This window comes from Azospirillum sp. TSH64, assembly GCF_003116035.1.
Lineage (GTDB): Bacteria > Pseudomonadota > Alphaproteobacteria > Azospirillales > Azospirillaceae > Azospirillum.
In genome coordinates this window covers 2,106,098-2,126,670 of record NZ_LGQW01000015.1, presented here as the reverse complement: position 1 = coordinate 2,126,670, position 20,573 = coordinate 2,106,098, and the positions used below count along the sequence as shown (strand labels likewise).

15 protein-coding genes are annotated in these 20,573 nt (G+C 67.1%); 10 read left to right on the top strand and 5 right to left on the bottom strand.

Going from position 1 to position 20,573, the window contains the following annotated elements; genetic code table 11:
* Window positions 1-24: 24 nt before the first annotated feature.
* Complete coding sequence (locus tag TSH64_RS11190) at window positions 25-762, bottom strand: LuxR C-terminal-related transcriptional regulator (protein ID WP_247872880.1); 738 nt, start codon at window positions 760-762, stop codon at window positions 25-27.
* A 951-nt stretch (window positions 763-1,713) separates the two neighbouring features.
* Here TSH64_RS11190 and TSH64_RS11185 point away from each other — a divergent pair.
* From TSH64_RS11185 to TSH64_RS11160, 6 genes are all read left to right on the top strand, one after another.
* Window positions 1,714-2,355, top strand: coding sequence for a response regulator transcription factor (locus TSH64_RS11185; protein ID WP_109096802.1), 642 nt, complete (start codon window positions 1,714-1,716; stop codon window positions 2,353-2,355).
* A 338-nt stretch (window positions 2,356-2,693) separates the two neighbouring features.
* Window positions 2,694-3,338, top strand: coding sequence for a tetratricopeptide repeat protein (locus tag TSH64_RS11180; RefSeq protein ID WP_109096801.1), 645 nt, complete (start codon window positions 2,694-2,696; stop codon window positions 3,336-3,338).
* Between the two features lie 8 nt (window positions 3,339-3,346).
* Window positions 3,347-4,729, top strand: coding sequence for a PQQ-binding-like beta-propeller repeat protein (locus TSH64_RS11175; protein ID WP_109096800.1), 1,383 nt, complete (start codon window positions 3,347-3,349; stop codon window positions 4,727-4,729).
* A 41-nt stretch (window positions 4,730-4,770) separates the two neighbouring features.
* Complete coding sequence (der, locus tag TSH64_RS11170) at window positions 4,771-6,165, top strand: ribosome biogenesis GTPase Der (protein ID WP_109096799.1); 1,395 nt, start codon at window positions 4,771-4,773, stop codon at window positions 6,163-6,165.
* Window positions 6,166-6,635: 470 nt separating this feature from the next.
* A complete protein-coding gene (locus tag TSH64_RS11165) occupies window positions 6,636-7,658 on the top strand; it encodes a Fe(3+) ABC transporter substrate-binding protein (protein WP_109096798.1) in 1,023 nt (340 codons plus the stop codon).
* Window position 7,659: 1 nt separating this feature from the next.
* Entirely contained in the window at window positions 7,660-8,742 is a 1,083-nt protein-coding gene (locus TSH64_RS11160) for an ABC transporter ATP-binding protein (RefSeq protein ID WP_109096797.1), read from the top strand.
* A gap of 21 nt (window positions 8,743-8,763) precedes the next feature.
* Here TSH64_RS11160 and TSH64_RS11155 read toward each other — a convergent pair whose 3' ends face one another.
* Complete coding sequence (locus tag TSH64_RS11155) at window positions 8,764-10,551, bottom strand: ABC transporter transmembrane domain-containing protein (RefSeq protein WP_109096796.1); 1,788 nt, start codon at window positions 10,549-10,551, stop codon at window positions 8,764-8,766.
* A 177-nt stretch (window positions 10,552-10,728) separates the two neighbouring features.
* Here TSH64_RS11155 and TSH64_RS11150 point away from each other — a divergent pair, with 177 nt between their 5' ends.
* Window positions 10,729-11,766 carry a patatin-like phospholipase family protein gene (locus tag TSH64_RS11150; RefSeq protein ID WP_109096795.1) on the top strand — a complete coding sequence of 346 codons (1,038 nt, stop codon included), beginning with the start codon at window positions 10,729-10,731 and terminating at the stop codon, window positions 11,764-11,766.
* A gap of 19 nt (window positions 11,767-11,785) precedes the next feature.
* Here the strand turns inward: TSH64_RS11150 and TSH64_RS11145 are convergent, their stop codons facing one another.
* Window positions 11,786-11,968, bottom strand: a complete 183-nt coding sequence (locus TSH64_RS11145) for a hypothetical protein (protein WP_085089555.1) — start codon at window positions 11,966-11,968, stop codon at window positions 11,786-11,788.
* A 161-nt stretch (window positions 11,969-12,129) separates the two neighbouring features.
* Between TSH64_RS11145 and TSH64_RS11140 the strand changes: the two genes are divergently transcribed.
* Together TSH64_RS11140 and TSH64_RS11135 are read left to right on the top strand one after the other, a co-directional pair.
* Window positions 12,130-12,636: an RT0821/Lpp0805 family surface protein gene (locus TSH64_RS11140; RefSeq protein ID WP_109096794.1), complete on the top strand. Its 507-nt coding sequence runs from the start codon at window positions 12,130-12,132 to the stop codon at window positions 12,634-12,636.
* 119 nt (window positions 12,637-12,755) lie between these two features.
* The gene (locus tag TSH64_RS11135) at window positions 12,756-14,645 is read left to right on the top strand and encodes a potassium/proton antiporter (protein ID WP_109096793.1); all 1,890 of its coding nucleotides are present in this window, start codon (window positions 12,756-12,758) and stop codon (window positions 14,643-14,645) included.
* 3 nt (window positions 14,646-14,648) lie between these two features.
* On the opposite strand, the gene TSH64_RS11130 is transcribed toward TSH64_RS11135, so the two are convergent.
* A complete protein-coding gene (locus TSH64_RS11130) occupies window positions 14,649-16,322 on the bottom strand; it encodes an iron ABC transporter permease (protein WP_109096792.1) in 1,674 nt (557 codons plus the stop codon).
* A 112-nt stretch (window positions 16,323-16,434) separates the two neighbouring features.
* On the bottom strand, window positions 16,435-18,261 hold the full coding sequence (typA, locus tag TSH64_RS11125) for a translational GTPase TypA (RefSeq protein ID WP_109096791.1): 1,827 nt from the start codon (window positions 18,259-18,261) through the stop codon (window positions 16,435-16,437).
* 193 nt (window positions 18,262-18,454) lie between these two features.
* Here typA and TSH64_RS11120 point away from each other — a divergent pair, with 193 nt between their 5' ends.
* The gene (locus TSH64_RS11120) at window positions 18,455-20,503 is read left to right on the top strand and encodes an autotransporter assembly complex family protein (protein ID WP_247872879.1); all 2,049 of its coding nucleotides are present in this window, start codon (window positions 18,455-18,457) and stop codon (window positions 20,501-20,503) included.
* The last annotated feature ends 70 nt before the right edge of the window (window positions 20,504-20,573 follow it).

The following is a 20,573-nucleotide window of genomic DNA, read 5'->3' as shown; positions in this document are numbered from 1 at the left end:
TTCCGATCTCAGTTTCGGGGGCAGTCAGGCCCCGGCCCGGCGGACGGCGGCGTGGACGTGCGGCGGGGTCATGCCGGTCCGCGCCTGCTCGAGGGCGGCTTGCTGACGGGCGGCGAAGACGCCCGCCTCCGTGCGGTTGCGGAAATGCAGCTTGGACAGCACGCTGCGCACCATCGACTTGATGACCGCTTCCGAAAGGTCCAGCGCGTTGGCGATGGTCCGGTTGTTCATGCCCTCGCCCAGCAGGCGCAGAGTCTCGAATTCCGGATCGGACAGGCGTGGCAGCAGCGTCAGCCGGATCTCGTCTACGCCTAGGCGCGACAGGAACTGCTTGGGCATCAGGCAATGGCCTTCCAGCCCGAGGTCCAGCAATTCGTTGATGCGGTCGACGTTGAGATCCTCGAACACCCAGGCGTCGGCGAAGGCCAGGATATGGGCGGCGTCCAGCAGCTCGCGGGAAGACAGCACGACGACGATCCGTGAGCGGCGCGACAGCCGCAGATAGACCATCGGTTCATTCTCGCGCAGTGCCGTGAACTGCTGCAACCCGATCAGGATCGCATCCGGCGTCAGTGCGCTCTGGGTCAGCTCCCCGATGTCGTGCAGGACCGTGACGCGATGGCGGCCGCCCCGGTCGAGCTGCTGGACCACGTTCTCGGTCAGCGCGTTGTTGTCGAGGATCAGGCAGACATGCATGGGAGTCACCGCGTTGCGGGTCTGGTGAGATGCTTTCTCATGGGCGTACTCATGGTGTGTGTGCATGGGTCAGCTCTGTCTGGAGGAGGCATCCACGGCCGGCCCGGCTCAGGGCATTGCCGCCTGCGTCTAAGGGTTGATGAGGAACCGGCCGGTTGGCCCAGGCACGTCATGGATTGGGTCACGTCGTTGGGGAATATTGCAGGGATGAAAGTATTTGCGTGCGGACTGCACACTCCCTCCTTGTCGGGGTTCGGGAAGTCCTGTTCGCACCGCGTGATTTAGAAATGATTGGTGCTCTTCGTAAATCAGGCGATGGATGATCAGCCAAGATCGCTTCCCGTCTCCTTGTTGGTCGTCTCAGGTTTCGAAACGGTAACACCTATGGAATGATGTGTGCTGGCCGGGTCACACGGGAATGCGCGTTGGTACAGGCATCCTTCAGGGCTATCCTTTCGGTTTTGCAACCGCTTTTTCCTCCTCTATTGCGTGCTCGAATCGGGATTAGCCGCATCCCTGCCACACGAACGCCGCAAAGATGGCAAGGTTCCAGATAAATTCCCGTCGATAATGGAGAGAGCGGGTCTCTGTTTGAATGAACCCGTCCGGATCGAATGAATCCAATGGATGTGCGCGATAACTCTATTCGCAGACGCAATAGACTCTATGACCTTAGGCAGAGCCGTTTCTTGTGGGTCGCATGACGAACGGTGCCTCGAAGGAAGGTGGCGGCTTCGAATGACCTATGGCCCTTGTCGGGATACAGCGCCCCTTCCGATCGTGGTATCAGATACTCAACACAGAGAAGAACAGCCCCACAACGGCAGACAGCCTTCCGGCCGATGCCCGAAGGGGATGAAGCAAAAATCGGCCACCAAGCCGTGCAGGCGGAATGAAATCGGTTACCCGGGTGCCGCGGGGGCGCACCGGGCCGAGATTGACAACAAGCCCTGACGGGCGGTCGTCCGCAAAGCGGACGGCACCGGCAAGGGCCGGCGAGCGAGGATGACGGGGACCATGAAGATTCTGATCGGGGACGACCATCTGCTGTTCCGCGAAGGCCTGCGGCGTCTGTTGGAACAACTGCAGGGCGATGCCAGCTTCGTGGAAGCCGGCACCTTCGACGAGGTTCTGCAGCAGTGCCGCACCAGCGGCACCTTCGACATCATCCTGATGGATCTGCATATGCCGAACTGGCCGGGCTTCGACGGCCTGCGCGAGATCCAGGCTCTGCAGCCGGGTGTGCCGGTGGTTGTGATCTCCGCGTCGGAAGCGCTGGGCGACATCCGCGGCGCGCTCGACCATGGCGCGACCGGCTACATCCCGAAGTCGAGCAGCGTGAAGGTCATGATGGGTGCCCTGAACCTCGTGTTCTCGGGCGGCATCTACCTGCCGCCTGGCGCCTTGACCGCCAGCATGGACGCCGCCCCGCGCCGCCGGACCGTCGACATGTCCGACCGCAACGCCGGCTACGGCCTGACCCAGCGCCAGCGCGAAGTGCTGGAATGCCTGCGCCTCGGCAAGTCGAACAAGCAGATCGCCTATGAGCTGGGCCTGTCGGAAGGCACGGTGAAGATCCACGTCACCGCCATCTTCAAGTCGCTGGGCGTCAAGAACCGCACCCAGGCCGTCATCGCCGCCGCCGCCATGTCGGCGTAAGCCGTCAAGATCCCATGTCGGCGTAAGCCGCCAAGATCAGGTCGGCGTATGCCGCACCGAAGCGTTCCAATGGGAATCGACCGGTCCGGGGCACGTCCGGATCGTGGGACTGGGCTGCGGGGCATCGCCTTCGCGGCCCATTTTCTTTTGCCTGCGACCTCATCCCCGGCCCGCGAGACAGCCTGCCTCTTGACCGGGCGGGTTGCCCGATGCTATCCGCCCCTCTTGATCTCGTGGAATCGTCCGTCCGGCTTGCCGTCCGGCAGGGTTCCGCCTGACCCGCGCCGCCATCCGGGCCGTGCGCGAAGCCGCCACCGCAAGGACGCCACCGCAGCGCCATGAGCGATATTTTCCGCGAAGTCGACGAGGATCTGCGCCGGGACCGCGCGGAGCACCTGTTCAAGAAGTATGGCGGCGCCATGATCGCCGCGGCCGTCCTGGTCGTCGCCGGCACCGGCGGCTACAGCTTCTGGCGCCATTGGCAGGCACAGAAGAAGCAGGAGCAGACCGCCGCCCTCGTCACCGCCATCTCGCAGAGCGGCCAGGGGCCGGAGAAGGGTATGGACGCGCTTGCCGCGTTCGCCGGTTCCGCCGATCCCAGCCTCGCCGCCATCGCCCAGTTCAACGCCGCGGCGCTGATGATCCGTCAGGGCAAGGGCGCCGATGCCGCGACCGTCTATGACGGCATCGCCGGCAATGCCTCCGTGCCTGCCCAGTACCGCGACCTCGCCACCCTGATGGGGGTGATGCAGCGTTCCGACAGCGGCGACCCGGCGCAGCTGACCGCGAAGCTGCAGCCGCTGACCGCCGACACCAGCCCCTGGCGCTTCTCGGCGCGCGAGCTGACGGCGATGCTGGCCGCCCGTGCCGGCGACACCGAGAAGGCGCGCACGCTCTACAAGCAACTGGCGGATGACCAGCAGGCCCCGTCGGGCGTGCGCGGCCGCGCCGCCGATCTCGCCTCCCTCTACGGCAAGGGCTGACCCGCGCCATGAAGACCAAGACCGAGAAGACCAAGACCGCGAAGACCGCGATGGCCGGTTCGATCCGCCGCGCCGCGCTGCTCTCGGCATCGCTGCTGACCGTCCTGCTCGCCGGCTGCGACACCATCGACAGCTGGATGGGCAAAACGCCCGATCCTCCCCTGCCGGGCAAGCGGGTCGCCGTGCTCCAGCGCGAACGGAAGGTGGAGCCGGACGCCCAGCTCGCCGCCACCGCCGTCACCGTGCCGCCGCCGGTCGCCAATGCGGCCTGGGCGCAGCCGGGCGGCACGTCGGACCATGTGCTGGGCAATCTCGCCTTGTCGGCCAGCCCGTCCGACGCCTGGCGCGCCGATATCGGCGCCGGGTCCAGCAGCTCGCGCGCTCTGCTCGGCACGCCGGTGATCGCCGACGGCCGCATCTTCGCGATGGATGCCGATTCGCACGTCACCGCGCTGAACGAGCGCAGCGGCCAGTCGCTGTGGCGCTTCGACACCCGTCCGGAGAACGAGCGCGGCGGTGCCACCGGCGGCGGCGTCGCCTATGCCGACGGCCGCGTCTACGCCGCCACCGGCTTCGCCGAGGTGCTGGCCTTCGACGCCGGCAGCGGCAAGGTGCTGTGGCGCAAGCGCATCGCCGGCCCGGTCCGCGGTGCGCCGACGGTTGCTGGCGGCCGTGTGCTTGTCATCACGCTGGACAACCAGACCATCGCGCTGTCCACCGATGACGGTGCGGTGCAGTGGTCGCAGCAGGGCATCCTGGAGACCGCCGGCCTGCTCGGCGCCGCCAGCCCGGCCGCGACCGGCACACTGGTCGTCTCCCCCTATTCCTCGGGCGAGCTGTTCGGCCTGCGTCCGGAAAACGGCCGTGTCGCCTGGCAGGACAGCCTCGCCAACATCCGCCGCACCGGTGCGCTGAGCAATCTGGCCGACATCCGCGGCCTGCCGGTGGTCGACCGCGGCGCCGTCTATGCCATCGGCCATTCCGGCCGCATGGTCGCCATCGACGAGCGCATCGGCGCCCGCATCTGGGAAACGGAGATCGGCGGCGTCCAGACCCCCTGGCTGGCCGGCGATTACCTGTTCACCGTCACCAACGACCAGGAAGTTGTCGCTGTGGCCCGCCAGAACGGCAAGGTCCGTTGGGTGGCGCCGCTCGCCCGCTTCAAGGATCCGGAGGACAGGTCCGGTCCGATCGTCTGGTCCGGCCCGGTGATGGCGGGCAGCCGCCTGTGGGTCGCCGGTTCCAACGGCCAGCTGCTCGGCCTGTCGCCGTCCGACGGCAAGGTCGAGGTGACCCGTTCGCTGCCCACCGGTTCCTACTTGTCTCCGGTCGTTGCCAACAACACTCTCTATGTGCTGTGCGACAACGGAACGCTCGTCGCGTTCCGCTGATCGCGGATTTCCTCCGTCTGTTGTGAAAGGCCTTTGGCCCCATGTCGTTCACCGTGGTCCTCGTCGGTCGGCCGAATGTCGGCAAATCGACCCTCTTCAACCGTCTGGCCGGCAAGAAGCTGGCCCTGGTGGACGATACGCCGGGCGTCACCCGTGACTGGCGCTCGGCCCCGGCCCATGTCGGCGGCTTGTCCTTCACGGTGGTCGATACCGCCGGTCTGGAGGATGTGACCGACGACAGCCTGGAGGCGCGTATGCGCCGCCAGACCGAGCAGGCCCTGGCCCGTGCCGATGTCGCGCTGTTCATCATCGACGCCCGCGCCGGCATCACCCCCCTGGACCGCCATTTCGCCAAGCTGCTGCGCCGGGGCAAGACCCCGGTGCTGCTGGTCGCCAACAAGACCGAGGGCAAGGCCAGCCAGCCCGGCATGTTCGAATCCTACGAACTCGGCCTGGGCGATCCGATCCCGCTGTCCGCCGAGCATGGCGAGGGCATGGCCGATCTGGTCGAGGCCCTGCTGCCTTACGCTCCGCCGGAGGAGTCCGACGAGGCCGAGGATGCCGATGACGGCTTCGACCCCTCCATCCCCATCGGCGACCAGCCCGAGCCGGAGGAGGATCGCAGCAAACCGATCCAGATCGCCATCGTCGGCCGTCCGAACGTCGGCAAGTCGACGCTGCTGAACAGCCTGCTCGGCGAGGAACGCGTGCTGACCGGTCCCGAGGCCGGCATGACCCGCGACGCCATCGCCGTCGACTGGGAGTGGCGCGACCGGCGCTTCAAACTGGTCGATACCGCCGGCATGCGCCGCCGCGCCCGCGTCGACGAGAAGGTGGAAAAGCTGGCGGTCGCCGACAGCCTGCGCGTCATCCGCATGGCGAATGTCGTGGTGCTGGTCGTCGATGCCGCCGCCATCCTCGACAAGCAGGACCTGACCATCGCCCGGCTGGTGATCTCCGAGGGCCGAGCCCTGGTGATCGCTGTCAACAAGTGGGATGCGGTCGAGGACCGCGCCATGGCGCTGCGTCAGGTCGAGGACAAGCTTGAGGCCGCGCTCGGCTACATCAAGGGCGTGAAGGTCGTCACCATCTCGGCGCTGAAGGGCCACAAGCTCGACACGCTGCTGGACGGTGTGCTGGAGACCTACACGGTCTGGAACCGCCGCATCCCGACCGCCCAGCTGAACCGCTGGATCGAGGGCGTTCTGGACCACCATCCGCCGCCCCTGGTGGAAGGCCGCCGGGTGAAGATCCGCTACGTCACCCAGGTGAAGACCCGTCCGCCCACCTTCGCACTCTTCGTCAACAAGCCGTTGGACCTGCCGGAAAGCTACCAGCGTTACCTGACGACGCATCTGCGCGAGAGCTTCGACATGCCCGGTGTGCCGGTGCGCCTGCTGCTGCGCAAGGGCAAGAATCCGTACGCGGACGATTGATCCCGATGTTCCTTTTTTCCCGATGGGAAGAGGGCTACGACCAGCACTGGTAAAATTGTGGAGCGCGATCTGATACGGTCACGCTCCACACAAAGTGTCGCGATGACCTGCGTCCGCCTGTCGGACGGCATTACATGGTGTCGATGGGAAGCGTCCCCGTTGATTGGGCAGGCGCTGGTATCCGCCCAGTCCCGGCTACCCAAAGGCGATTGTCCGCCGGCCTGCTCCTGAAATTTGGACGCCGCCGCCTCAATAGCCCGATCCAACCCCTTCATTGCGGTCGCCAAGCCGTCCGGGCCTCGCCATCGATCATCGCTACAACCGATTTGATAGCGGCCTTCTGTGATGGGGGGCCGGCATCGCGCCATGCGATTGCCCGTCCTCAGGATAAATCCCGTCTCGACAGCGAAGCCTGCAACTGATATCCATTCTCATGAAATTGAGAGCCATTCGCAGTCCGGGAGTGATGGATGTTCATCGATAAGATCGCTGGGGTCGCTTTTGCCGTCGGTGCCTTGACCGCCTTTTCCGTGCAAGCGCAGGAAGTCAATGTCTACAATTCCCGACATTACAATACCGACCGCGCGATCTATGAAACCTTCACCAAGTCGACCGGGATCAAGGTCAACATTATTGAAGGCAACCACGACGAACTGATCCAGCGCATGAAGTCGGAAGGCGCCAGCAGCCCGGCCGATCTGTTCATCACCGTCGATGCCGGCCGTCTGGCCGCTGCCGCCAAGGAAGGGCTGCTCGGCTCCGTCACCTCGCCTCAGCTCGATGCGATCAAGGTCCCGGCCAACCTGCGCGACCCGAACGGCGCCTGGTGGGGCCTGTCCAGCCGCGCCCGCATCGTCGTCTATGCCCGTGACCGGGTGAAGCCGGAGCAGATCAAGGACTACGAGGATCTCGCCAAGCCGGAATGGAAGCACCGCGTGCTGACCCGCAGCGGCACCCATCCCTACAGCCTGGCCCTGACCGCCTCGATGATCGAAGCGCTGGGCGAGGAGAAGACGGAGGAGTGGGTGAAGGGCCTCGTCGCCAACCTCGCCCGCCCGCCGCAGGGCGGCGACACCGACCAGATCAAGGCGGTCGCGGTCGGCGAAGGCGATCTCGCCATCGCCAACACCTATTATGTCGGCAAGATGATCACCTCGGCCAAGCAGGAGGACCGTGAGATCGCGTCCAAGATCGGCGTCATCTTCCCCAACCAGGGCAACCGCGGCACCCATGTGAACCTCAGCGGCGCCGGCGTGGTGAAGACCTCCAAGAACCAGGAGAATGCCCGCAAGCTGCTGGAATATCTGCTGAGCCCGGAGGCGCAGCGCCAGTTCGCCGACGGCAACATGGAATATCCGGTCAACCCGGCGGTCCAGCCGCATCCGGAGCTGGTGAAGCTCGGCAGCTTCAAGGCGGCCGAGGTGAATGCCGCCTCCTTCGCCGCCCACACGCCGCAGGCGCTGCGCATCATGGACCGTGCCGGCTGGAAGTAAGATGACAGAAGCCCTTTCCCCGTCCGCCCTGTCCCCCTCGGTCGTCCTCTCCAGCATCACCCACCGTTACGGTCGCGCCGACAGCGGCGTGACGGCGGTCGACGGCGTCTCGCTATCGGTCGCCCCGCGCGAGGTGGTGTGCATCGTCGGCCCGTCCGGTTGCGGCAAGTCGACCTTGCTGCGCCTGATCAGTGGGCTCGAGGCGGTTCAGAAGGGCGAGATCGCGGTGGATGGGCAGGTGCTCGCCACCGCGGGCCGGTCGCTGCCGCCGGAAAAGCGGCCGGTCGGCATGATGTTCCAGGACTTCGCGCTGTTCCCGCACCTGACGGTGGCGGGCAACATCGCCTTCGGTCAGACCGACCGGCCGCGCGCCGAACGGAAGCGCCGGGTGGAGGAGTTGCTGGAGACCATGGCGCTCGCCCGCTATGCCAACGCCTACCCGCACACCCTGTCGGGCGGCCAGCAGCAGCGGGTGGCGCTGGCCCGCGCCATGGCGCGCGACCCCAAGGTCCTGCTGCTGGACGAGCCGTTCTCCGCACTGGACGAGCAGCTTCGCCGGTCGGTGCGGGAGGAGGTGGTGCGGATCATCCGTGCCAGCGGCATCGCCACCGTCGTCGTCACCCATGACCCGGAAGAGGCGATGGAGATGGGCAACCGCGTCGTGGTGATGGAGGCCGGGCGCATCGTCCAGGCCGACACGCCGGTGACCCTCTATCAGCGCCCGGCCAGCAGCTTCGTCGCCCGCCTGTTCGGCGAAGTGAACCGTTTCGAAGCGACGGTGCGCGACGGGCAGATCGTCACACCGCTCGGCCGGATCATGGCCCCCGGCCTGCCCGGTGGAACGAAGGTCGAGGTCGCCTGCCGGGTCGAGGATCTGGAACTGCTTCCACCGGGCACACGGCCCGACGCCGTTCCGGTGCGGGTGCGCCATTCCAGCTTCCTCGGGCCGGCGACGCGGGTGTGCCTGGATCTGGCCGGATCGGAGATCCATGCGCGCCTGCCCGGCCATGTCGACGTGCGGGCCGGCGAGGAACTGTCCGCCGCGATGGCCGCCGAGCGGGCGATGGTGTTTCCGGCAGGGTAACGGGGATGTGGGCGGGAGGCCTCAGGCCCCCGCCCGCACCTCGTCCTCGCCGAATTGCAGCCGGCACAGCCGGGCATAGGCCCCGTCGGCGGCCAGCAGTGCCTCGTGCGGGCCCTGTTCGATAATGCGGCCGCCTTCCATCACCACGATCCGGTCGGCATTGCGCACCGTCGCCAGACGGTGGGCGATCACCAGCGTCGTGCGCCCCTCCGTCAGACGTTCAAGCGCCGCCTGCACCAGACGTTCCGATTCGCTGTCCAGCGCGCTGGTCGCCTCGTCCAGCAGCAGGATCGGCGCGTCCTTCAGGAAGGCGCGGGCCAGCGCCAGACGCTGGCGCTCGCCGCCCGACAGCTTCACGCCGCGGTCGCCGATCACCGTGTCATAGCCCTCCGGCAGCTTCGACACGAAGTCGTGCGCGGCGGCTGCCTTGGCGGCGGCGATCACATCATCCATCCCGGCATTGAGCCGGCCGAAGCAGATGTTCGCCCGCACCGTGTCGTTGAACAGGACCGTGTCCTGGCTGACGATGGACACGGCACCGCGCAGGCTGCGCAGGGTGGCGCCGCGGACATCCTGGCCATCGATCAGCACCTCGCCCCCCGTCACGTCGTAGAGGCGGGGGATCAGGTTGAAGACAGTCGATTTGCCGGCGCCGCTGCGCCCGACCAGCGCCACCGTGCTGCCGGCCGGCACGTCGAGGTCGATGCCCTTCAGCGTGTCGGCCCCGGCCTCGTAGGAGAAGCGGACGCCGCGGAGCGCAACGGCGCCCGTGGAGACGGAGAGCGGCTTGGCGCCCGGCTGCTCGATGATGGTCGGCTGCTGGTCCAGCAGTTCGAAGATGCGCTGGGCGGCGGCAAGCCCTTCCTGCAAGGCGGCGTTCAGCGTGCCGATGGCGCGCACCGGCTGGGCCGCCATCAGCAGCGCGCCGACGAAGCCGGAGAAGGCGCCGACCGAGCCTTCGCCCATCGTCATGCGATAGCCGGCGAAGGCGATCACGCCGGCCACCGCGACGCCGCCCAGCACCTCCATCATCGGGTCGATGCGCGACCGGGCGCGCACCGCCTTCATCGTCAGCAGATAGTTCTCGTGGAAGGCGCGGCCGGCGCGGGCGCGCTCATAGTCTTCGAGGTTGTAGGTCTTGACCATGCGCGCGCCCGACAGGCTTTCGGTCAGCAGCGAGGTCATGTCGCCCATCTGCGCCTGGGTGTCGCGGGAGACACGGCGCAGGCGCTTGCCGATCCGCACGATGGGAACGGCGGCAATGGGATAGATGATGAAGACGATCAGCGACAGCAGCCAGTCGAGATAGAACATCGACCCGACGAGCGCGATCACCGTCAGGATGTCACGCACCAGCCCGGTCAGCGTCCGGGTCAGCGCGTTGCGGATCAGATCGACGTCGTTGATGAAGCGCGAGGTCAGCGACCCGGTGGGGGTGGCGTGAAGCTGCGCCATGTCGGCGGTTTGCAGGTGCGTGAACATCGCCAGCCGGACGTCGGCGATGATGCGCTGGACGATGTCGCTGGTCACCACCGTCTGGGAATAGAGCGACACGCCCTTGATGATCGTCACCGCCACGATGGCGAGCGGGATCACCAGCAGCATGCCGCGGTCCTGGGCGGAGAACATGGCATAGGACCGGTCGATCAGCAGCGGATAGGCGCCGGTGGTCGCCGCCACCACCGCCATCAGTACGAAGGACATCAGCAGCTTGCCGCGATAGGGCCGCACCCATTCGCGCCACATCCGGGCCGCCAGCCGTTCGGTCGCCGCATCCAGGCGCAGGGGCTTGCCGCTCTTGTTCGTCACGGTCGCATCCGATCATCTTGTCCGATGGGGATGGCTTAGCCCATGGGCTTCGGCTTTGTCCACCGGTCGACGTGCCGCCGCCGGTGCTGGTTACAGGCTTCCTTTACCGATTCCGTACGAGGATGCTGACGATCGGGGCGGCGAACATCGGTGCCGCCGGGGATGGGGGGAAGGCCAATGCCGAATGGAACCAGCCTGAATGGCGGCATCAATGGCGTCAACACTGCCGGTAACAATGGTGGCGGGAGCGCGCGGCGTCCGCGCATCGGTCTTGCGCTGGGCGGCGGCGTGGCGCGCGGCTGGGCGCATATCGGGGTGCTGCGGGCGCTGAAGCGCTATGGCATCGAGGCCGACATCGTCTGCGGCTCCTCTGTCGGGGCGCTCGTGGGGGGCGTCCATCTGGCTGGAAAGCTCGACACGCTGGAAGAGTGGGTGCGCACGCTGACCCGGATGAAGATCGTCGGCTATCTGGATCTGCGGCTGCGCCAGAGCGGCGGACTGATCAGCGGCGACCGGCTGCTGGCCGAATTGCGCCTGCATCTGGGCGACGTACGGATCGAGGAACTGCCATGCCCCTATGCCGCCGTCACCACCGATCTGGTGACCGGCCACGAGGTGTGGCTGCAACGCGGCGAACTGGTCGACGCCATGCGGGCGTCCTTCTCGCTGCCGGGGGTGTTTCCGCCGGCGTCCATCGACGGGCGCTGGATGATCGACGGTGCGCTGGTCAACCCGGTGCCGGTGTCGGCCTGCCGGGCGCTGGGCGCGCAGATGGTGATCGCCGTCAATCTGGCCGGCGATATCCTCGGCAAGGCGCGCAAGCCCGGATCGAGCGTGCCGACCGCCGCCGGTTTCGACCTGTTGCGCTTGGTCGAGGACGAGACGCCGGGCCATCGCGCGCCGAGCGGCATCGGCGCCCTGACGCGGCGGATCTTCCGCCGCGACTATGAGGGGCCGAGCCTGTTCGGCGTGATGGTCTCGTCGCTCAGCATCGTCACCGACCGCATCACCCGGTCACGGCTTGCCGGCGATCCGCCGGACGTGCACATCGTGCCGCGGCTGGGTCACATCGGGCTGACCGAGTTCGACCGGGCCGACGATTGCATCCGCGAGGGTGAGGCGGCGGTGGAGCGCGTCCTGCCGGAACTGCACGACGCGCTCGCCGTCTTCGCCACCGGTCCGCGCGAATCGACGCGTGCACCGGTGCGCGACTGAGGCCTTTTGGCGGCCAGTCTTAGTGATCGATGGCGGTGCCCAGCGCCGCACCGCCCAGACCGCCGATCACGGCGCCGCGGGTACCGTCCACGGCGTATCCGCCGGCCGCACCGGCCGCACCGCCGACCACGCCGCCAGTTGAGCAGGCGGTGACGGAAAGGAGCGCGAACACCGCACCGATCAGACGCAAACGGGACATCATACTACCCTCCACGTGTTGACTGTTCGGTCTCTAAACACGCGAAAACGCATTTTGCTTCCATCGCCCCCTGATCTTTTGGTCCTGCTTCTTTGGGGGAACTTCTTCTCTCCATAAGCGTTGACCGGACTTTAACCGTGAAACGTTGATACGGGGGAACCACCATGCGGACCATGACCAACAGGTTGCGCGTCACGGCCATCGCCGCGGTCGCGGCTTTGTCGCTCGGCGCCTGCCAGACCGGCAACAACAGCGGCGGCGGCATCGGCGGGATGAACACGTCGGAGACCGTCGGCACGCTGGGTGGCGCCGTCGCCGGCGGCCTGCTTGGCTCGCGCTTCGGCGGTGGCGCGGGCAAGCTGGCGACGACGGCCATCGGCACGCTGGTCGGTGCCTATGCCGGACAGCAGCTGGCCCGGCACTTCAGTCCCGCCGACCAGAACCGCGCGTCGGACGCGGAGGAGCGCGCGGTCGCCAACAACCAGACCATCACCTGGAACAACCCGCAGTCCGGCAACAGCGGCACTATCCAGCCGGTGAGGACCTATCAGGGCACCGACGGCCAGACCTGCCGCGACTACAATCATACGGTCGTTATCGAGGGCAGGACCGAGGTCGCGCGCGGCACGGCCTGCCGTCAGGCTGACGGAAGCTGGAGACTGGTATCGTAAGCGTACAGCCTATCCGAATGACCGCCTCCGGGTCCTACTCCTTGCGGATGTGGGGAGTTGCCGTCAAAATCAAGGAGTTCCGCCGGATGGCGGCCCAATAAGAACGGCGTGCGGGGCTTATGGAGGCGGTCAGCTACATCATCCTCATCGGATCGACCCTGCTGATCGTCAGTGTGCTGACCAGCTATCTTGCTTTGCGGGTCGGTGCGCCGCTGCTGCTGATCTTCCTCGGCATCGGCCTGCTGGCCGGCGAGGACGGGATCGGCCACATCTCCTTCAACGATGCCGGCTCCGCCTTCCTGATCGGATCGATGGCGCTGGCCGTGATCCTGTTTGAAAGCGGGTTCGATACCAAGCTCGCCAGCTACAAGGCCGCAGCCTGGCCGGCGATGACGCTGGCGACGGTCGGGGTGGCGGTGACCACCGGCGTGGTGGGGATCGCCGCCCATTACCTGATGGGGCTGGCCTGGGGGGAGGCGCTGCTGGTCGGAGCAGCGTGCAGCTCCACCGACGCGGCGGCGGTCTTCTTCCTGCTGCGCGTTGGCGGCATCACGCTCCGCGACCGTGTCCGCTCCACCCTGGAAATCGAATCGGGCAGCAACGACCCGGTCGCCATCATGGTGACCATCCTGCTGGTGGAGGCGGCGACCCACGGTCTGGCGTCCCCAATCGCCATTGTCGGCGAGCTGGTGCTGGCTTTTTCGTTGGGCGGGGTGATGGGGCTGGCCGGCGGCTGGCTGCTGGTGACCTTCATCAACAAGGCGAATTTCGAAGCCGGGCTGAATCCGGTGGTGACGCTGACCTTCGCCCTGTTCATCTTCGCCGTCACCAACGTCATGGGCGGCAGCGGCTATCTCGCCGTCTATGCCGCCGGGCTCTATGCCGGCAACGTCAAGCTGCGCGGTGCGCTTGAACTGCGGCGTTTCCATGCCGGGCTGACCTGGCTCAGCCAGATCGTCATGTTCGTGATGCTGGGGCTGCTCGCCACGCCGCGGGAATTCGCCGGGATGATCCTGCCGGCGCTGGGTGTGGCGTTCGTGCTGATCGTCGTCGCCCGCCCTGCCGCGGTGTGGATGTGCCTGCTGCCCTTCCGCTTCTCGGTGCGGGAGACCAGCTTCATCGCCTGGGTCGGCTTGCGCGGTGCGGTATCGCTCCTGCTGGCGCTGGTGCCGGTGCTGGGCGGGCTGGAGAACGGGCAGTTGATCTTCAACACCGCCTTCATCGTCGTGGTGGTGTCGCTGCTGGTGCAGGGCTCGACCATCGGTACGATGGCGCGGGCGCTGGAACTGATCGTGCCGCCGCGCCGCGGCCCGGTGGAGCGCGTGGAACTGGAGCTTCCCGGCAATGCCGACCAGGAACTGGTCGCCTACACCGTCCACGCCAAGAGCCCGGCGGCCAGGGGGCAGCGCATGCCGCGCTGGGCCAAGCCGTCGCTGGTCATCCGCTCGGGTGCGGTGGTGCCACTGCACAAGGCGAAGCCGTTGCAGCCCGGCGACCATGTTTATCTCTTCACGCCGCAGCACCGGCTGACCCTGATCGACAGGCTCTATGGCGGCAGCCGGGCGCTCGACCAGAACGACCGGGAATTCTACGGCGATCTGGTGCTGAGCCCGGACGCGACGGTAGAGCAGATCGCCGAGATGTACGGGCTGCCGCTGTCGTTGCCCAACGCGCGGCTGACGTTGAGCGATCTGCTGCGCAACGAGTTCGGCGGCTCCTGCGAGTTGGGCGACCGGGTGCGCATGGGCGGCGTCGAGCTGATCGTGCGCGACATGGAGGACAACATCATCACCTCCGTCGGCTTGGCGCTGGAGCCGGCCCGCGTGACCAGCCGCCGCCGGCCGCTCTATCAGCGGCTCATCGATATCGGCGGGCGGCTGCGCGGCTGGTGGAACGAGCAGTCCTTTCGCCGCTGGAAGGAACGCGAAAAGCAGCGGGCGTGCCGGCAGGGCATGCCGGCGGCGGAGGCTCGTCATGAAGAGCGGGTGGAAAGCCGCACGGAGGTCTGACGGTCAGTCGCGGTGCCCAGGCCGCGACGCCGCGATGGTGCGGCTGAGATAGATGACCGGGGCGAGGCCGACCAGAACGATCACCAGGGCGGGCAGGGCGGCATCGTCCAAACGCTCAGTGGAGGCCATGCGGAAGGCCTCGATCGCCAGCGTGTCGAAGTTGAAGGGCCGCAGGATCATCGTCGCCGGCAGCTCCTTCGTGATGTCGACGAAGACCAGCATGGCGGCGCTCAGCAGGCTGGGGCGCAGCAGCGGCAGATGGACCCGGCGCAACACCTGCAACGGCGTGTGCCCGAGCGAGCGCGCCGCCCCTTCCAGATTCGGGCCGATCTTGGCGAAGCCCGACTCCAGCGGCCCATAGGCGACGACGAAGAAGCGGATCAGGTAGCCGTAGAGGATGCCGGCGATGGTGGTGCCGAGGATCGCCCCCATCGGCCAGCCGGTCCAGTCGCGCGTCAGACCGACGGTGATGAGGATGCCGACGGCGATCACCGTGCCCGGCGTGGCATAGCCGAGCGAGGCGAGGCGTGCGGCGCCGGTGGCGAAGCCGCTGCGATCATGGCGCACGCCATGGATCACCATCAGCGCCACCGCGACGACCAGAGCCGCGCCGCTGGCGCCCAGGATGAAGGTGTTCACGGTCAGGTCGGTGAAGCGGGCAAGCGTCAGTTCGGTGCCGCCGCGCAGGATCATGCGGATCAGCACGGCACCCGGCAGCAGGAAGCCGAACAGCACCGGCGTCAGGCAAACGATCCACGCCACCGTTGTGCCGCGGGCCGACAGGCGCGGGGCGGGCAGGGCGCGGTAGCGGCCGGTGGTCTGGTGGAAGCGCATCTTGCCGCGCGACAGCCGTTCCAGCCCGACCAGCGCCAGCACCACCAGCAGCAGGACGGCCGCCAACTGCGCCGCCGCGGCCGGATCGCCCAGCGCGAACCATGTGCGGTAGATGCCGACGGTGAAGGTGTCGATGCCGAAATAGCGGACCGCACCGAAGTCGGCCAGCGTCTCCATCAGCGCATAGCCGACCCCGGCCACCAGCGCCGGGCGGGCGAGCGGCAGTGCCACCCGGCGGAAGGCGCCGAAGGCGGTGCAGCCCAGCGTGCGGCTGGCTTCCAGCACGCAGACCGATTGTTCGAGGAAGGCGGCGCGGGTCAGGACATAGACGTAAGGATACAGCACAGACGACAGCACCAGTCCGGCGCCCCAGGCGGTGTGGATGTCCGGGAACCAATAGTCGCCGCGCCGCCAGCCGAAGGTGGCGCGCAGGAAGGACTGCAACGGTCCGGCAAATTGCAGGAAGTCGGTGTAGGTGTAGGCCAGCACATAGGCCGGCATCGCCAGCGGCAGCAGCAGCAGCCATTGCAGGATCCCGCGACCGCGGAAGTCGTGCATGGTGACGGTCCAGGCGCAGGCCACGCCGGTCACCAGCGTGACGATTCCGACGATGCCCAGCAGGATCACCGTGTTGAGGATATAGCCGGGAAGCACCGTCCGCGCCATGTGCCCCCACAGATCGGTGGAGACGCCGGCGGACTGGACGAAGACGGCAAGCATCGGCAGGGCGATCAGCAACGCGAGGATCAGGGCGAACAGCCCCGTCGTGCCGATGCGTGCCCAGAGATGGCGGGGTGAGAAGGACGGGGAGCCGGGGGACTTCGCGTCTGTCGCCATCGCCATGCGGAAACATCCTCGCATCGGTTCAAAAAATCAGGGTGCAAAAAGAAGACGGCGCCTGCTCCCTGTCAGGGGGCAAGCGCCGCCGGTACTCTAACCTATATGCGAACGGTTATCAGCTGGCTTCGGCGGCGCGCGAGTGGCGCTTGCGCTCGTTCGGATCGAGGTAGCGCTTGCGCAGGCGGATCGACTTCGGCGTCACTTCCACCAGCTCGTCGTCGGAGATGTAGGACAGCGCCTTTTCCAGGGTCATCTGGATCGGCGGGGTCAGGCGGACAGCCTCGTCCTTGCTGGTGGTGCGGATGTTCGTCAGCTGCTTGCCCTTGATGACATTGACCTCAAGGTCGTTGCCGCGGGTGTGCTCGCCGATAATCATGCCCTGATAGACCGGCACGCCCGGATCGATCAGCATCGGGCCGCGATCTTCCAGGTTCCACAGGGCGTAAGCCACCGCGGTGCCGTCGCTGTTGGAGATCAGGACACCGGTGCGGCGAGCCGCAATGGCGCCCTTGAACGGGGCGTAGCCATGGAACAGGCGGTTCATGATGCCGGTGCCGCGGGTGTCGGTCAGGAACTCGCCCTGATAACCGATCAGGCCGCGCGACGGCGCATGGAAGACGATGCGGGTCTTGTTGCCGCCCGACGGGCGCATCTCGATCAGGTCGGCCTTGCGCTCCGACATCTTCTGGACGACGGTGCCCGAGAACTCCTCGTCGACGTCGACGACGACTTCCTCAATCGGCTCCAGGCGCTGGCCGTTCAGCGGATCGGTCTTGAACAGCACGCGCGGACGGCTGATCGCCAGCTCGTAGCCCTCGCGGCGCATCGTCTCGATCAGGATGCCCAGCTGCAGTTCGCCGCGGCCGGCCACCTCGAAGGCGTCGCCGCCCTCGGTGTCGGAGATGCGCAGCGCCACGTTGCCTTCGGCCTCGCGGAACAGGCGGTCGCGGATCATGCGGCTGGTGACCTTGTCACCCTCGCGGCCGGCCAGCGGGCTGTCGTTGACCGAGAAGGTCATCGCCAGGGTCGGCGGGTCGATTGGCTGGGCCGACAGCGGCTCGGCTACTTCAGGCGCGCAGATGGTGTCGGCCACCGTGGTGTTGGTCATGCCGGCCAGAGCGACGATGTCGCCGGCATGCGCCTCGTCCACCGGAACGCGCTCCAGGCCGCGGAAGGCCAGCACCTTGCTGATGCGGGCGTTCTCGATCAGCTTGCCGTCGCGGCTCATCGACTTGACGGCCATGTTGACCTTGACCGAACCGGTCAGGATGCGGCCGGTCAGGATGCGGCCCAGATACGGGTTCGCTTCCAGCGTGGTCGCCAGCATGCTGAAGGGCAGGTCTTCCTCGACCTTCGGGGCCGGGACATGGTCGCGGATCAGCTCGAACAGCGGGGTCAGCGTCTCGCGGGCGCCGTTCTCCAGATCCGTGGTCGCCCAGCCGTTGCGGCCCGAGGCGAACAGGGTCGGGAAGTCCAGCTGCTCGTTCGAGGCGTCGAGCGAGGCGAACAGGTCGAACACCTCGTCATGCACCTCGTGCGGACGGCCGTCGGGACGGTCCACCTTGTTGATGACGACGATGGGACGCAGGCCGAGCTTCAGGGCCTTGCCCAGCACGAACTTGGTCTGCGGCAGCGGGCCTTCGGCCGCGTCGCAGAGCAGGACGACGCCGTCGACCATGGAGAGGATGCGCTCCACCTCGCCGCCGAAATCGGCGTGGCCCGGGGTGTCGACGATGTTGATGCGCAGGTCGTTCCACAGAACGGACGTGCACTTGGCCAGGATGGTGATGCCGCGCTCGCGCTCCAGGTCGTTGGAGTCCATGGCGCGTTCGGCGACCTGCTGGTTCTCGCGGAACGAGCCGGCCTGCTTGAGGAGCTGATCGACCAGCGTGGTCTTGCCGTGGTCGACGTGGGCGATGATAGCGACGTTACGGAGATTCATGGAGCCTTCGGTCTCGCAAGGGCACCCCCGACACGCAGCAGCGTCATGCCACAAACAACAAAAAGGCCCGCCGAAAGAAATCGGTGGGCGCTGTCGGGGAAACTGTTGCGGCGCAATATATGGATCCGTGGCAAAAACGCAAGCGTTGTACCCTTTGGTCTAGGGCGAATTTCCGGGATGGAGCCATGCGTCAATGGCCCTTACATTGGGGACGATGATCCGCTTCGCTTCCGCTTCCCGCCGCCGCGCGGCCGCTGCAACGAGGATTGCAGCCGCTCCGCTCAAGGCCCCGATCGCCGCACCGTTGGTCGCCGCCCTGCTGATGCTGGGCCCGGCCGACGCCGGCTATGCCCAGGATTCGCCGCCCGACAGCGTCCCCGGCGCCGTGCCCGCGGCGCCGCCTGAGGGTGCCCTGCCGGACGCCGTGCCGCCGGACGAGGAGGTGAGGCCGGCTGGCATCGCCTATGAGGTGGAGATCACGGGCGTCGAGGATGAGGGGTTGCGCGGCACGCTGCGCGACGCCTCGACCCTGGTGGAGCTGAAGGACGACCATCCGCCCTCGCTCATCGGGCTGGAGCGGCGGGCCGACAGCGACCGCGACCGTCTGCAGACGGCGCTGCGCTCCGCCGGCTATTATGACGCCAAGCTGGACATCCGCATCGACGATCCGGCGGCGGGCACCCTGCCTGCGGGCGGACAGGCTCCCCCGGTCAAGGTCACGGTCGCGGTGACGCCGGGGCCGCTCTATCACATAAAGTCGGTGACGGTGCGCGGCGCGGCCAACGCCACGGGTGCTTCTACCCTGCCGAAGGAGGTCGCGACCGACGATCTCGGCCTCGTCGCCGGTGCCCCCGCAATCGCGCAGAAAGTGCTGGACGCCGAATCGGAACTGGTCGGCCGGCTGAGCAAGCGCGGCTATGCCTTCGCCAAGGTGCCCGACCGCGAGGTGGTGGTCGACCATTCCGACCGCACGATGGATGTCACCTACAGCGTCGATCCCGGTCCGCTCACCCGTTATGGCGCCACCCGCGTCGAAGGGCTGGAGAAGGTCGACGAGGATCTGGTGCGCGGGCGTCTCGCCTGGAAGGAGGGGCAGGTCTACGACCCCGGAGCCACCGACCGGGCGCGTCAGGACATCGCCGCCCTCCAGGTCTTCGACACCGTGCGGGTGCGGATGGCGGACGAGCCGGGGCCGGACGGCGTGACGCCGGTCATCGTCTCGGTCAGTGAGCGCAAGCGCCGCTTCATCGGCGGCGGCGTCACCTATTCGACGCAGGACGGGGTGGGCGCCAACGCCTATTGGGGCCACCGCAACCTGTTCGGCGGGGCGGAGCAGCTTCGCGTCGGCGTCGATGTCGGCCGCGTCGCCGGCTCAAGCGGCGGTACGTCGAGCAAAGGCAACGACCTGCCGGACCTGCGCTTCAGCGTCAACTTCCGCAAGCCCGACTTCCTGGCGGTGAAGCAGTCGCTGGTGGTCAATTTCGCCGTGGTGAACGACCAGCCGCCGGCCTACAGCCGCGTCGCGTCCGAACTGACGGTGAAGCTGGAGCGGCCTTTAACCGACCAGCTGACCGTCAGCTATGGCGTGGCCGGCGAGCGCGGCCGGGTGCGGACGGAGGACACCACCTATCAGACCTCCTTCATCGGCGTGCCGCTGGGGGCGGCCTGGAACGGCACCGACAATCTGCTGAACCCGACCTCCGGCCAGCGGGCGTCGTTGCAGGTGACGCCCTGGTTCCCGGTGGGCGGCGACACCAAGTCGCCCTTCACCTCGATATTGCTGAACGGCTCCACCTACTACGATCTCGGCAAGGATGGGCGCTATGTCGCCGCGGGCCGGATCGGTCTGGGCAGCATCCTCGGCACGTCGCTGAGCGACATTCCGCCGGATCACCGCTTCTATGCCGGCGGCGGCGGTTCGGTGCGCGGCTACGGTTTCCAGAAGGCGGGGCCGCGCGACCGCTACGACGATCCGGTCGGCGGCCGGTCGCTGTTCGAGGTCGGGGCGGAACTGCGCATCAAGGTGACGGAGAGCATCGGCGTGGTGCCCTTCGTCGATGCCGGCACCGTCTATGACAAGGCCTATCCCGACTTCAGCGAGCCGTTGCGCGTCGGCGCCGGACTGGGGCTGCGCTACTACACCGACTTCGGCCCGCTGCGCGTCGATGTCGGCGTTCCGCTCAATCCCGCCAGCGGCGATTCGCGCTGGCAGCTGTATCTCAGCCTGGGTCAGGCGTTCTGATGGCGCATTTTCGTCCCAATCCTTTGGGACGATGAGCGTTTATTGCGGTTGAGACGAAGATGGTGCTGGT

What these genes read in the sequence shown, in the direction of transcription:
- der (WP_109096799.1), top strand. Translation starts at nt 4,771, where the DNA reads ATGTCGTTCACCGTGGTCCTCGTCGGTCGGCCGAATGTCGGCAAATCG.
- TSH64_RS11190 (WP_247872880.1), bottom strand. Translation starts at nt 762, where the DNA reads ATGCACACACACCATGAGTACGCCCATGAGAAAGCATCTCACCAGACC.
- TSH64_RS11145 (WP_085089555.1), bottom strand. Translation starts at nt 11,968, where the DNA reads ATGATGTCCCGTTTGCGTCTGATCGGTGCGGTGTTCGCGCTCCTTTCC.
- TSH64_RS11120 (WP_247872879.1), top strand. Translation starts at nt 18,455, where the DNA reads ATGGCCCTTACATTGGGGACGATGATCCGCTTCGCTTCCGCTTCCCGC.
- TSH64_RS11180 (WP_109096801.1), top strand. Translation starts at nt 2,694, where the DNA reads ATGAGCGATATTTTCCGCGAAGTCGACGAGGATCTGCGCCGGGACCGC.
- TSH64_RS11140 (WP_109096794.1), top strand. Translation starts at nt 12,130, where the DNA reads ATGCGGACCATGACCAACAGGTTGCGCGTCACGGCCATCGCCGCGGTC.
- TSH64_RS11135 (WP_109096793.1), top strand. Translation starts at nt 12,756, where the DNA reads ATGGAGGCGGTCAGCTACATCATCCTCATCGGATCGACCCTGCTGATC.
- TSH64_RS11175 (WP_109096800.1), top strand. Translation starts at nt 3,347, where the DNA reads ATGAAGACCAAGACCGAGAAGACCAAGACCGCGAAGACCGCGATGGCC.
- TSH64_RS11185 (WP_109096802.1), top strand. Translation starts at nt 1,714, where the DNA reads ATGAAGATTCTGATCGGGGACGACCATCTGCTGTTCCGCGAAGGCCTG.
- typA (WP_109096791.1), bottom strand. Translation starts at nt 18,261, where the DNA reads ATGAATCTCCGTAACGTCGCTATCATCGCCCACGTCGACCACGGCAAG.
- TSH64_RS11160 (WP_109096797.1), top strand. Translation starts at nt 7,660, where the DNA reads ATGACAGAAGCCCTTTCCCCGTCCGCCCTGTCCCCCTCGGTCGTCCTC.
- TSH64_RS11165 (WP_109096798.1), top strand. Translation starts at nt 6,636, where the DNA reads ATGTTCATCGATAAGATCGCTGGGGTCGCTTTTGCCGTCGGTGCCTTG.
- TSH64_RS11130 (WP_109096792.1), bottom strand. Translation starts at nt 16,322, where the DNA reads ATGGCGATGGCGACAGACGCGAAGTCCCCCGGCTCCCCGTCCTTCTCA.
- TSH64_RS11150 (WP_109096795.1), top strand. Translation starts at nt 10,729, where the DNA reads ATGCCGAATGGAACCAGCCTGAATGGCGGCATCAATGGCGTCAACACT.